Here is a 12,143-nt window from a genome sequence, read left to right as displayed (position 1 = left end):
CGAGTGACAACGCTTAGCCATGAGGCGCATCGGTTCGACTGGCTGATCACCGACTTCGTGCGGAACACGCCCGGGGTAGCGCACGCGGTCGCCGTCTCCGCCGATGGTCTCTGCCTGGCGAGTTCCGAGGGCTTCCCGCCGGACCGGGCCGACCAGCTCGCCGCGGTCTCCGCGGGCCTGCTGAGCCTGACCGTGGGCGCCTCGCGCGTGTTCGAGGGTGGCTCCGTCACCCAGACCGTCGTCGAGATGCAGCGCGGGCTGCTCATCGTGATGGCGATCAGCGACGGCTCGGTGATCACCGTGCTGGCCTCGCCCGACTGCGACATGGGGTTGGTCGCCTATCAGATGACGCTTCTGGTCGACCGGGCAGGGCAGGCCCTGACCCCGGCACTCCGCGCGGAGCTGCAGGCAGCCAGGACGCGGTGAGGCAATGACACCTTTGGGAGCGGGTCGTGTACGGAAGTGACGGGATCGGGGACGACGAGCCCCTCTTCCGTCCGTACGCGGTGACCGGCGGCCGATCGGAGCCGCGCTATCACCTTGCGATGGAGACGCTGATCTCGTCCATGTCCATTCCGGACGACGAGATGGCCTTGCTCACCCCCGAGCAGGAGGCCATCATGCAACTCTGCCGCTCGATCCGGTCGGTCGCCGAGATCTCGGCCCTGCTCCGGGTCCCGCTGGGCGTGGCTCGGGTGCTTGTGGCGGACATGTCCGACGAAGGGCTTGTCCGTCTGCACCAGCCACGTCTCAGCCAGGGACAGCCAGACCTCAACATGCTCGAAAGGGTGCTCAGTGGACTTCGCAGGCTCTAGCCCCGGCCTCACCTCGACGAAGATCGTCGTGGCCGGTGGCTTCGGCGTGGGCAAGACGACGTTCGTGGGGGCGGTGTCCGAGATCCTCCCGCTCACCACGGAAGCGGTCATGACGGACGCGTCCGCGGGCATCGACGACCTCGGCCTGACCCCGCACAAGCAGACGACGACGGTGGCCATGGACTTCGGCCGCCTCTCGCTCGACCGCGACCTGATCCTCTACCTCTTCGGCACGCCGGGCCAGCATCGGTTCTGGTTCATGTGGGACGACCTGGTGCGCGGCGCCATCGGCGCGGTCGTGCTGCTCGACACGCGGCGGCTGGCCGACAGCTTCCCCGCGATCGACTACTTCGAGGAGGCCAAGCTGCCGTTCGTGGTCGGCATCAACGGCTGGGACGGGCAGTTCCCGCACACGGACCAGGACGTGCGCGAGGCGCTGGCGCTGTCGCCGAACGTGCCCATCGTCCGCACGGACGCGCGCAACCGCGAGTCGGTCAAATCGACGCTGATCTCGCTCGTCGAGCACGTCGTCCGGCTCCGGGCCACGCCGGTCTCCTAGCCTCGAAGGGCGGGACGGCCGCTCAGGTCGTGCCGCCGCGCCGGTCCACCAGGACCTGGATGCCGTCGAGGACGCGGCGCAGGCCGAACTCGAAGGCGTGCTCCGGGCTGTAGGAGCCGCCCAGGGCCTCGCCGGCCGCCTGGCCGACCCGGGCGGCCGTGGGGAAGCGGGACGCGTCGGCGATCCGGCCGAAGAACGGCGCGTGCGCGGCCCACCACTGCTCGTCGGTCATGCCGGTCTGGCTCTCGGCCTGCGACGCCTCCACCGCGCCTCTGGCCGTGCCGTGCACGAAGCCGGTGACCAGGGTGATCACCGAGTCCATCTCGACGTCCGTCAGCCCGATGCCGTCGATGGCCCGCAACTCGTAGTCGTACTTGGCGGTGACGTTCGGGCCCAGCACCGGACGGCTCGTCGCCACCTGCAGCAGCCACGGATGGCGCAGGTAGAGCGCCCAGTTCTCCCGGGCGATCAGCTCCAGCCGCTCCCGCCAGCCGCCCGGCACCTCCTCCGGCCTGGCGGTCTCGCCGTAGACGGTGTCGAGCATGACGTCGAGCAGCTCGGGCTTGCCCGGCACGTACGTGTAGAGCGACATCGTGCCCACCCCGAGCCGGTCGGCCACGCGGCGCATGGACAGGGCCTGGAGCCCCTCGGAGTCGGCCACCTCGATCGCCGCGCGCACGATCCGGTCGACGCTCAGGTCGGGCTTGCCCTTGCGGCTGGTCCGCTCACTGGTGCGCCAGAGCAGCGCGAGGCTGCGGGCGGGATCTCCCTTGCCGCTGTACTCGATCGTCACCAACCGTACGGTACACCGTACGCCCAGACGGCGAGACCCACCGGGCAGCCTGAACGGTCCCAGGCCCATGATGATCGACGAGATCCAGCGCGGTGGGGACGATCTCGTGCTGGCGATCAAAGCCTCGGTCGACGCCTCGCCGAGTCGCGGGCAGTTCGTGCCGGCCGGCTCGACGAGGTTTCTGGCGACGCCGTCCCTGGGCGAGTCGTTCGCGGGCAGGGCCAGCGTGCTGGAAGTGTGGCCGTTCGCCCAGCAGGAGCTCGTCGGAGGGAGCGCATCCTTCCTGAGCTCCGCCTTTGAGGAGCCCGAAGCCCTCAGGACGGCGGCGCGTCGTGGCGGTAGAAGGGCGTGGGCTCGGAGGGCAGGGGGGTGTTGCCGAGGATGAGGTCGGCCGACTTCTCGGCCAGCATCATCACGGGGGCGTAGATGTTGCCGTTGGTGACGTACGGCATGACCGAGGCGTCGACGACGCGCAGGCCGTCGAGGCCGTGCACGCGCATGGTGGCGGGGTCCACCACCGACATCTCGTCCACGCCCATCCTGCAGGTGCAGGAGGGGTGCAGGGCGGTCTCGCCGTCCTTGGCCACCCAGGCGAGGATCTCCTCGTCGGTTTCGACGCCGGGGCCGGGTGACAGCTCGCCGCCGTCGAGCGCGGCCCAGGCGGGCTGGGAGAGGATCTCGCGGGTGAGCCGGATGGCCTCCACCCACTCGCGCCGGTCCTGCTCGGTGGACAGGTAGTTGAAGCGCAGGGCGGGCTTGTCGCGCGGGTCGGCCGACCGGACGCGGACCGAGCCGCGCGAGTCGGAGTACATCGGCCCGATGTGCACCTGGTAGCCGTGGCCGCCCGCGGGCGCCGAGCCGTCGTAACGGACCGCGATGGGCAGGAAGTGGTACATCAGGTTGGGGTAGGCCACGTCGTCGTTGGAGCGGATGAAGCCGCCCGCCTCGAAGTGGTTGGTGGCGCCCGGCCCGCGGCGGCGGAAGAGCCAGTCGGCGCCGATGAACGGCCGGCGCCACCAGGCCAGCGACGGCTGCTGCGACACGGGCTGGGTGCAGGCGTGCTGCACGTACACCTCCAGGTGGTCCTGGAGGTTGGCGCCCACGCCGGGGAGGTCGTGGACGACCGGGATGCCCAGGGGCGAGAGGAGCTCGCCGGGGCCCACGCCGGACAGTTGCAGCAGTTGCGGGGAGTTGATCGCGCCGCCGCACAGCACGACCTCGCCGGCCTCGATGCGCTCGCCGTCGCAGACGACGCCGACCGCCCGGGTGCCCGAGAAGACGATCTTCTCCACGAAGGCGCGGGTGCGGATCGTGAGGTTGCGGCGGTGCCGCACCGGGTGGAGGTAGGCGCGGGCGGCGCTCAGCCGGCGGCCGCGGTGCACGTTGCGGTCGAAGGCCGCGAAGCCCTCCTGCCGGAAGCCGTTGACGTCGTCGGTGAGCGGGTGCCCGGCCTGTTGGACGGCCTCGAAGAACGCCTCGAAGAGCGGGCCGCGCGCGGGCCCGCGCTCCAGCTTGAGCGGGCCGTCGCCGCCCCGGTGGACCGAGCCGGGATCGGCCAGGCAGCTCTCCATCTTCCTGAAGTACGGCAGGCAGTGCGCGTAGTCCCACGCGGCCATGCCCGGGTCGGCGGCCCAGCGCTCGTAGTCGAGCGGGTTGCCCCGCTGGAAGATCATGCCGTTGATGCTGCTCGACCCGCCGAGCACCTTGCCGCGGGCGTGGTAGACGCGCCGGCCGTTCATGTACGGCTCGGGCTCCGACTCGTACTTCCAGTCGTAGAAGCGGCTGCCGATGGGGAACATCAGCGCGGCCGGCATGTGGATGAAGACGTCCCACGGGTAGTCGGGCCGGCCCGCCTCCAGCACCAGCACCGAGACCGAGGGGTCGGCGCTCAGCCGGTTGGCCAGGGCGCAGCCGGCCGAGCCGCCGCCCACGATCACATAGTCGAAGCTCAACGCGGGATCCAGTCCTTCCACACGATCTTGTTCTCGTTCACCCAGCGCTCGGCCGCCTGCTCGGCCGTGAGCTTCCTGTTGATCATGTCGCTGGCCACCGCGTTCTGGTTCTCGTTCGTCCAGGAGAAGTTGCGGACCAGCTCGTACGCCCGCCCACCGGTCCCGGCGAACTTCGCGCTCACGATCTTGTCGAGGAGGTATGGCGGGTAGTCGCAGGCGACCTTGGCCGCGTCGGCGTCGCAGCCGATGGCGTAGGAGGGCAGGTTGACCTTCACGAGTTTGACCTTGGTGAAGAGCCACTGCGGCTCGTAGAAGTACATCAGCAGTGGCGTTCTGTTCTTCGTGGCCGACTGCGCGGCCTTGATCAGAGCCGCTTCGCTGCCGGAGTAGACGACCTTGTAATTGAGGCCGAGGTTCTTGACGAGGCTCTCGTCATTTGTGACGAATGTCGGATCGCCGTCAAGGATCTGTCCGAAATTGCCGGAACGGGGGGTCCGAAAAAGGCTGGCGTACTTGTTTAGGTTTCTCCAGTCCGTGATGTCAGGATATTTCTTGACCATCCACTCCGGGACGTACCATCCGATCACCCCTTTGTTCCCGGTGAGCCCGGCGGAGAGCGCGACCTTCTTCTCCTCGATGTACTGCTTCTTCAGATCGGGATGACCCCAGTTCTCGACGATGACGTCGACCTTGCCCGTTTCGAAATCCCGCCAGGAATCGGCCTCCGTCATCTGGCGGGTCCGCACCTGGTAGCCCAGTTCGTGCTTCAGCAGATAGGCGAGCACGGCCGCCTGGGCCTCGTAGCCCGCCCAGGCGTGCACGTCGATGTTGACCGTGCCCTTCGCTCTGGGGCCGGACGCGCTCTCCTCGCCGGAGCAGGCCGTCAGGAGCAGGACCGCCACCAGCGATCCCGCGAGTGTCTTGGTTCGCATGAGCGTCTCCGCGACCGTGACCCCGCCAGGCGGGGTCACGGTCAAGAGTCAGGGGGTCGGCGGGGTCGGCGGCGGCGTCGGCGGGGTCACTTGGGGATCCAGGCCTGCCACGTGGCCGTGTTGGCCTCGACCCACTTCTTGGCGGCCTGCTCGCCCGTCATGCCGTTGTTGGTCATGTCGTCGGCGACGGCGTTCTGGTCCTCGTTGGTCCAGCTGAAGTTCTTGACCAGCTCGTACGCCTTGCCGCCGGTCTGGGCGAACTTCGTGCTCACGATCTTGTCCAGGTCCATCTCGGCGTAGTCGCAGGCCACCTTCTTGGGGTCGGCGTCACAGCCCTCGGTGTACGGCGGCAGGTTGACGCGGACCAGCTCGGTCTTGCTGAACAGCCAGTGCGGGTCCCAGAAGTAGAACAGCAGCGGCTTCTGCTGCTCCTGCGCCTGCTGGGCGCCCTTGATCAGGGCGGCCTCGCTGCCCCCGGTGACGACCTTGAGGTCGAGCTTGAGGTTCTTGATCAGCGCGTCCTCGTTGCTGACGTACGACGGGTCGCCGAACAGCAGCTGGCCCTTGTCGCCCGACTCGGAGGTCTTGAACAGCTGGGCATACTTGTTGAGGTTCTTGTAGTCGGTGATGCCCGGGTGCTTGTCGGCCATCCACTTGGGGATGTACCAGCCGATGACCCCCTTGTTGCCGGTCGAGCCGGCGACCTGGGCGACCTTCTTCTCGTCGATGAACTTCTGCTTGAGGTCGGGGTGACCCCAGTTCTCGATGATGACGTCGACGTCGCCGGTCTCGAAGCCCTCCCAGGCGAGCTGTTCCTTGATCTCGGGCAGTTCCACGGTGTAGCCGAGCTCGTTCTTCAGCAGGTAGGCGACCACGTTGGCGCTGGCCTCGTAGCCGACCCAGGGGTTGATCGCGATCTTCACGGTGCCACCGGCCGACGCGCCGGAGCTCGCCTGGGGGGCGGCGGAGCCGGGCGTGTCCTCCACTTTGGCGCCGCCGCATCCGGCGGCGAGTCCAAGGACGAGCAGGCCTGCGAGCAGGCGAATCTTCATACCGAGTTCCTTTGGTGGGGTGAGGAGCGCCTGTCGGCGCCCTGCGTGATGCGGTCGAGCATGATGCCGAGCAGGACGATCGCCACGCCGGCGGCGAAGCCCATCCCGAAGTCGGTCCGCTGGGAGAAGCCGGACACCACGTCGTAACCCAGCGCGCCGCCCCCGACCAGCGCGCCGAGCACGACCATGGCGAGCGTCAGCACGATGCCCTGGTTGGCCGCCAGCAGGATCGCCTGGCGCGCCATCGGCAGCTGCACCTTGCGCAACAGCTGGCCCGGGGTGGATCCGGCGGACAGGGCGGCCTCGACCACCGGGTGCGGCACCGCCCGGATGCCCTGCTCGACCAGCCGGATCACCGGCGGCGCCGCGTAGATCACCGAGGCGAAGATCGCGGTGAACTTGGTCGGGCCGAACAGCGCGAGCGCGGGCAGCAGGTAGACGAACGACGGCATGGTCTGGGCCGCGTCGAGCAGCGGGCGCTGTACGGCGGAGTACCGTGCCGAGCGGGCCGCGGCCACGCCCAGCACCAGGCCGATCACCAGGACGGCCAGCACCGCGACGACGACCATGGTCAGCGTCACCATGCTGTGCTCCCAGAGCCCGAGCAGCGCGATCGCCAGCAGGCAGCCGAGCGCGGTGAGCGCCGGGCGGATCCCGCTCGACCACCAGGCCAGGAGCAGCACGGCCGCGGCGACCAGCCACCACGGCGCCGAGGTGAGCAGGCCCTGCAGCGGGTTCAGCAGAGCCTCGCTGGTCACGTTCTTGATCGCCTCGGTGGCGTCGTACCAGTTGACCTCGGCCCACCTGACCGCGTCGTTCACCGGGCCGCCCATCGGGAGTACCCACTGGCCGGGGAAGGCCGGCGGCAGCGCGTACGTCAGCGCCACGCCGCCCGCGACCAGCCCGGCGGCGACCGGCCACCGCCACCGGACGGTGCTCTCGTGCGCGCGGCGGTGGGCGGCGGCCATCGTGGTGCGATCGAGGACCACGGCCATGACCACGATGGCCAGGCCGGCGGGGAGCATGATGCCGACGTTCTGGCGGGACAGGCCGCGGATGATGTCGGAGCCGAGACCGGGCGCGGAGATCAGGTTGGCGATCACCACCATGGACAGCGCCATCATGATGGTCTGGTTGACCGCCAGCGTCATCGTCGACCGGGCCAGCGGCAGATGCACCCTGCGCAGCGTCTGCCAGGAGGTCGCGCCGAGCGACGCCGACGCCTCGACGGCCACGGGGGAGACCTGCTCGATGGCCAGCGCGGTGATGCGGATGGCGGGCGGGATCGAGTAGATCATGGTGGCGATGGCCCCGGCCGGAGCGCCGATCTGGAAGAACAGCACCATCGGCGCCAGGTAGGCGAACGTCGGCATGATCTGCATGATGTCCAGCACCGGGTTGAGCGCCCGGCGCAGCCGCGGCGAGCGCCCGGCCCAGACGCCCAGCGGCAGGCCGATCACCAGCGACAGCAGCACCGCGGTGCCGACCAGGGCCAGCGTGTCAACGCTCGACTCCCAGACGCCGAGCACGCCGAAGGTGGCGAAGCCCGCCGCTCCGAGCAGCCCGATCCGCCAGCCGCCCGCCAGCCAGCCGAACCCGGCCATCAGGCCGATCAGGCCGGGCCAGCCAAGCCCGTGCAGCGCGCTCTGGAGCGCGACGAAGATCGCGCCGACGAACAGCCGGATGTAGTTGATGAAGTACAGGAAGACCGGGCTGGCATTCTTGTTGTCGTCGACCCATTCGCGCAGGTCGGTGATCGCCAGGAACTGCGGGGCGTCGTCGTCGTGCGGGAGCGTTCCCGCCCCCCGGAAGATTAGGTAGCCGGCGACGAACAGGACCGCGATGCCCGCGGGCGCCGCCCAGCCGGGCACCCTGAGCCCGGAGCGGGTCCCGACTGCCGTGGCGCTCATGTCGTCGCCTGTACGGCCTGCTGGTCGGTGTCCTGTCCGGACAGGAAGGTGAGGAGGTCCACCCGGTCCACGACGCCGGCCGGCTCGCCCTCGTCGACGACCCTGATGGGGCGGGACGTGGCCGAGGCGACGGCGACGGCGTCCTTGATGACCGTCGACGCCGGCAGCTCGGGGCCGTCGAGCGGTTCGCCGGGCTCGGGCGGGCGGCAGATCCAGCGGAGCGTCAGCACGTGGCTGCGGGGCACGTCGCGGACGAAGTCGGCCACGTAGTCGTCGGCCGGCGCGCCCACCAGCTCCTCCGGTGTGCCGAGCTGCACGATCGAGCCCGCCCGCATGATCGCGATGCGCTCGCCCAGCTTGAGCGCCTCGGACAGGTCGTGGGTGATGAACACCATCGTCTTGCCGACCTCGCGGTGCAGCCGGATCACCTCGGCCTGCATGTCGCGGCGGATCAGCGGGTCGAGCGCGCTGAACGGCTCGTCGAACAGCATGACCTCCGGGTCCACCGCCAGCGCGCGGGCCAGGCCGACGCGCTGCTGCATGCCGCCGGAGAGCTGGTCGGGGTAGGCGTCGGCGTGGCCGTCGAGGCCGACCAGCGACAGGATCTCCCCGGCGCGGGCGTGCCTGGCGGCCCTGCCCACGCCCTGGATCTCCAGGCCGTAGCCGACGTTGTCGATCACCCGCCGGTGGGGGAGCAGGCCGAAGTGCTGGAACACCATGCTGACCCGGTGGCGCCGCAGGTCGCGTAACCGTGCCGGGGAGGCCTGGCCGACGTCCTCGCCGCCGATCCGGATCACGCCCGCGCTCGGCTCGATCAGCCGGGTGAGGCAGCGGACGAGGGTGGACTTACCGCTGCCCGACAGGCCCATCACGACGAACACCTCGCCGGGCCGGACGGTGAAGCTCACGTCTCTGACGGCGGCGGTGCATCCGGTCTTCTCCCTGAGCGCGGCCGGCTCCAGGAACCTGTCGTCGCACCTGAGCACCTTCTCCGCGGTGGGGCCGAAGATCTTCCAAAGCCCCTCGACTTCGATGGCCGTACTGTCGGGAGAAACCCCCACACCCGCCTCCTTGTTGACGGGGCTCAACATATGTCGTAGATAACGCGAATCTCAACGCTGTGACCTTCCGGAGACCGTCGCGCTCCTTCCGTGTTATATGTCTGGAACGTGACAATCACCCATTTATGGACACTTAAGGCGTGAAGGGTGCTTTTTGGCTAGGGATCGGCTAGAAAAGGGGCTCCAGGTTCCCGGCTCATGCGTCACACTGAACGACTTTTGTCGCGTTATGGTCGCTTGGCCGACCTGGTACGAATGTGTTCCAATTACCCGCACCTGCTGGATTTCCCCACAGGTCTCAGGACCTTCAATACGCCGATTCGGGGCGAGAGGTTTGCGTTCGGTGAGTACACAGTTGGGTGTGAGGCAGGCGGACGAAGGGAACTGGCGCCTGCGTAACTGGCGCGTCCGGGCACGGCTCGTCGCCCTCATCCTGGTGCCGACCGCCGCCGCCGTGCTGCTTGGCGGTGTCCAGGTGGTCGCGTCCACAGGGGCCGCCGCCGACTACGCCCGCACCAATCAGCTCGCCCAGCTGTCCGAACAGGTCGGCGAGCTCACCCACCTCGCCTCCGGTGAGCGCGCCAGGACCTCGTGGTTCATCGCCCAGGGCCGCCCCGAGGACGAACTGCCCGAGGTGCGCGGCCAGATGGCGCACGTGGACGAGATCGTCAAGCAGGTACGCGGCAGCGCGACGCAGCTCCAGGGCGCCGTGACCGGCCGCACCGCCGACCAGATCGAGGCCATGCTCAGCCGCCTCGACGACCTGAAGGGGCTGCGCCAGCAGGCGATCGAGGCGGACCTGCTGCCCGGTCCCGCCGTCGAGCTCTACACGATCATCATCGGCGACCTGCTCAACATCCACAACGAGCTGATCAAGGGCAGCCAGGACGACGAGCTCTTCCGCCAGACCCGCATGCTCGACGCGCTCGCCCGCGCCAAGGAGAGCGTCTCCCTCCAGCAGGCCCTGGTCACGACGGTCCTGGTCGAGGGCAGGTTCGACCAGGAGCAGCTGAAGCGCTTCCTCGGCGAGCTCTCGCGCGAGAGCAACGAGCGCAAGCGCTTCGCCGCCGAGGCCACCGCCGACGAGCGCCGCCTCTTCGACGAGACCGTCAACGGCCGGCCCGCCGACCGCATGCTGTTCCTGCGCGAGCTGGTGCTGATCAGGGCCACCGCCGGGCTGCCGCTGCGCGGACTCGACCTGACCCGCGACGAGACCGGGGCCAGGCGCGACGACGCCACCGAATGGTTCGAGGCGGCCGACGTCGTGGCCGACGCCCTGCGCGTGGTCGAGGAACGCCAGGCCACCGGCATCCTGACCCGTAGCGAGTCGCTCAGCTCCGCCGAGCAAGCCCGCGCCTACGTGGTCGCCGGCGCCGTGCTCGCGCTGCTCGTGGCCGTGCTGCTGATCACCACGGGCGTGGCCAGGTCGCTGGTCCGGCCGCTGCGCCGGCTGCGCGGCGAGGCGCTGGAGATCGCCGGGCAGCGGCTGCCCGAGTTCGTGCAGCGGGTGCGGGAGGCGCGTGACGGCTCGGTCGACGTCGAGGTGCCGCCCATCGGCGTCTTCTCCAAGGACGAGGTGGGCGAGGTCGCCCGCGCCTTCGACGAGGTGCACCGCGAAGCCGTAAGGCTGGCCGGCGACGAGGCGCGGCTGCGCTCGAACGTCAACTCGATGTTCGTCAACCTGTCGCGGCGCAGCCAGACGCTGGTCGAGCGGCAGCTGACGCTGATCGAGCGGCTGGAGCGCGGCGAGCGCGACGACACCCGCCTCGGCGACCTGTTCAAGCTCGACCACCTGGCCACCCGCATGCGCCGCAACAGCGAGAACCTGCTGGTCCTGGCCGGCCAGGAGGCGGCCCGCCGGTGGAGCGAGCCGATCGAGCTGATGGACGTGGTGCGCGCGGCGCTCGGCGAGGTCGAGAGCTACGACCGGGTCAGCATCCAGGTGCAGTCCGAGGTCGCGATCGCCGGCCAGGCGGTGACCGACGTGGTGCACCTGCTGGCCGAGCTGGTCGAGAACGCCGTCTCGTTCTCCTCCCGCGACACCAAGGTCACCATCTCCAGCAGCAGGATCAACGACGGCGGGCTGATGATCTCTGTCACCGACAACGGCCTCGGCATGAGTCCGGAGGAACTCACCGAGGCCAACTGGCGGCTGGCGCATCCACCCGTGGTGGACGTCTCGGTCTCGCGGCGGATGGGCCTGTTCGTGGTCGGCCGGCTGGCCCTGCGCCACAGCATCAGGGTGCAGCTGCGCCGCCAGGACATCGGCGGGCTGACGGCGATGGTGCTGGTGCCCGAGACGCTGCTCGCGCCCCTGCCGGGCCAGTCGCCCGGTCAGCCGGGCGTCCAGGAGCCGGCCCCGCTCGTCCGGATCCCGGCGCAGCAGGCCGGACCCGGGCACGCGCCGCCGGTCCACGCGCCACCCGCGCCGCCCGTGCCCGCCTCCGGCGCCTCGTTCACCGACACGCCGTCGATGCCCGGCCAGGGCCATCCCTCGTACGACATCCCGCAGCCCCAGCCGTCGTCCTGGTTCACCTCGGACCACACGCACTCGGCCGAGATACCGCGGCCCGACTCCGCGATCCCGCCTCCCGCCGAGCCGGAGCCGGACGAGTTCCTGCCGATCTACGCCTCCGTCGACTCCAGCAGCTGGTTCACCAAGGCGTCCGTCACCCGGGAGCCCGGTCAGGAGGCCGGTCAGGAGCCCGCCCAGGACAGGCGCGAGGAGACGTGGTCGTCGCCGGCCGACGACGGCTGGCAGGCGGCGGGAGCGGTCAGCCGGCCCATGCGGAGCGGCACCACCGCCTCCGGGCTGCCCAAGCGCACGCCCCGGGCCAATCTGGTGCCGGGCGCCGCCTCGCCGCCGGCCGCGCCCATGCCCCAGCCCCCGATCTCGCCGGACCGGCTGCGCAGCCGGCTCGCCGGCTACCAGCAGGGCGTCCGGAAAGGCCGTTCAGAGCTGGAGGAGGACGCTTGACCCTGGTCGAACGCGCCGGGCAGGTGCTCACGCCCGCCGTGCGAGCCGAGCTCTCGGCCGCGCGCCCCTGGTGATGGGAGTGAACGTTGGCA

The 12,143-nt window shown here is 69.9% G+C and carries 11 protein-coding genes; 5 read left to right on the top strand and 6 right to left on the bottom strand.

What is annotated here, in order from left to right; genetic code table 11:
* Nucleotides 1-3: 3 nt before the first annotated feature.
* Genes AC5L3X_RS33585 through AC5L3X_RS33575 form a run of 3 tightly spaced genes read left to right on the top strand, consistent with a single transcriptional unit; the run spans nt 4 to nt 1,374 of the window.
* Nucleotides 4-426 (top strand): roadblock/LC7 domain-containing protein, encoded by a 423-nt coding sequence (locus AC5L3X_RS33585; RefSeq protein ID WP_189126202.1) that lies wholly within the window; start codon nt 4-6, stop codon nt 424-426.
* Between the two features lie 26 nt (nt 427-452).
* Nucleotides 453-815 carry a DUF742 domain-containing protein gene (locus AC5L3X_RS33580; RefSeq protein ID WP_189126203.1) on the top strand — a complete coding sequence of 121 codons (363 nt, stop codon included), beginning with the start codon at nt 453-455 and terminating at the stop codon, nt 813-815.
* Entirely contained in the window at nt 796-1,374 is a 579-nt protein-coding gene (locus tag AC5L3X_RS33575) for a GTP-binding protein (protein WP_189126204.1), read from the top strand. Before AC5L3X_RS33580 ends, AC5L3X_RS33575 begins: the two co-directional genes overlap by 20 nt.
* A 22-nt stretch (nt 1,375-1,396) precedes the next feature.
* Here AC5L3X_RS33575 and AC5L3X_RS33570 read toward each other — a convergent pair whose 3' ends face one another.
* Nucleotides 1,397-2,167 carry a TetR/AcrR family transcriptional regulator gene (locus AC5L3X_RS33570; RefSeq protein WP_494862385.1) on the bottom strand — a complete coding sequence of 257 codons (771 nt, stop codon included), beginning with the start codon at nt 2,165-2,167 and terminating at the stop codon, nt 1,397-1,399.
* A 67-nt stretch (nt 2,168-2,234) separates the two neighbouring features.
* Here AC5L3X_RS33570 and AC5L3X_RS33565 point away from each other — a divergent pair, with 67 nt between their 5' ends.
* On the top strand, nt 2,235-2,552 hold the full coding sequence (locus AC5L3X_RS33565; RefSeq protein WP_494862383.1) for an AAA family ATPase: 318 nt from the start codon (nt 2,235-2,237) through the stop codon (nt 2,550-2,552).
* On the opposite strand, the gene betA is transcribed toward AC5L3X_RS33565, so the two are convergent.
* The 5 genes from betA to AC5L3X_RS33540 form a co-directional block, all read right to left on the bottom strand.
* Nucleotides 2,482-4,119: a choline dehydrogenase gene (betA, locus tag AC5L3X_RS33560; protein WP_494862381.1), complete on the bottom strand. Its 1,638-nt coding sequence runs from the start codon at nt 4,117-4,119 to the stop codon at nt 2,482-2,484. The genes AC5L3X_RS33565 and betA overlap by 71 nt on opposite strands.
* Nucleotides 4,116-5,051: an ABC transporter substrate-binding protein gene (locus AC5L3X_RS33555; protein WP_494862379.1), complete on the bottom strand. Its 936-nt coding sequence runs from the start codon at nt 5,049-5,051 to the stop codon at nt 4,116-4,118. The genes betA and AC5L3X_RS33555 overlap by 4 nt, the downstream gene beginning before the upstream one ends.
* Before the next feature lie 86 nt (nt 5,052-5,137).
* Nucleotides 5,138-6,103 (bottom strand): ABC transporter substrate-binding protein, encoded by a 966-nt coding sequence (locus AC5L3X_RS33550; RefSeq protein ID WP_494862377.1) that lies wholly within the window; start codon nt 6,101-6,103, stop codon nt 5,138-5,140.
* Complete coding sequence (locus AC5L3X_RS33545; protein WP_494862376.1) at nt 6,100-8,013, bottom strand: ABC transporter permease; 1,914 nt, start codon at nt 8,011-8,013, stop codon at nt 6,100-6,102. The genes AC5L3X_RS33550 and AC5L3X_RS33545 overlap by 4 nt, the downstream gene beginning before the upstream one ends.
* A complete protein-coding gene (locus AC5L3X_RS33540) occupies nt 8,010-9,104 on the bottom strand; it encodes a quaternary amine ABC transporter ATP-binding protein (RefSeq protein WP_189126209.1) in 1,095 nt (364 codons plus the stop codon). Before AC5L3X_RS33540 ends, AC5L3X_RS33545 begins: the two co-directional genes overlap by 4 nt.
* A gap of 331 nt (nt 9,105-9,435) precedes the next feature.
* Between AC5L3X_RS33540 and AC5L3X_RS33535 the strand changes: the two genes are divergently transcribed.
* A complete protein-coding gene (locus AC5L3X_RS33535) occupies nt 9,436-12,051 on the top strand; it encodes a sensor histidine kinase (RefSeq protein WP_494862375.1) in 2,616 nt (871 codons plus the stop codon).
* Nucleotides 12,052-12,143 lie beyond the last annotated feature (92 nt).

Source organism: Nonomuraea sp. CX421, assembly GCF_059358955.1.
The sequence above is the reverse complement of the archived record's forward strand: the minus strand, read 5'-3'. Positions and strand labels throughout refer to the sequence as shown.

Coding starts and splice junctions, on each gene's coding strand:
- AC5L3X_RS33555 (WP_494862379.1), bottom strand. CDS start 5,051: ATGCGAACCAAGACACTCGCGGGATCGCTGGTGGCGGTCCTGCTCCTG.
- AC5L3X_RS33545 (WP_494862376.1), bottom strand. CDS start 8,013: ATGAGCGCCACGGCAGTCGGGACCCGCTCCGGGCTCAGGGTGCCCGGC.
- AC5L3X_RS33565 (WP_494862383.1), top strand. CDS start 2,235: ATGATGATCGACGAGATCCAGCGCGGTGGGGACGATCTCGTGCTGGCG.
- AC5L3X_RS33540 (WP_189126209.1), bottom strand. CDS start 9,104: ATGTTGAGCCCCGTCAACAAGGAGGCGGGTGTGGGGGTTTCTCCCGAC.
- AC5L3X_RS33550 (WP_494862377.1), bottom strand. CDS start 6,103: ATGAAGATTCGCCTGCTCGCAGGCCTGCTCGTCCTTGGACTCGCCGCC.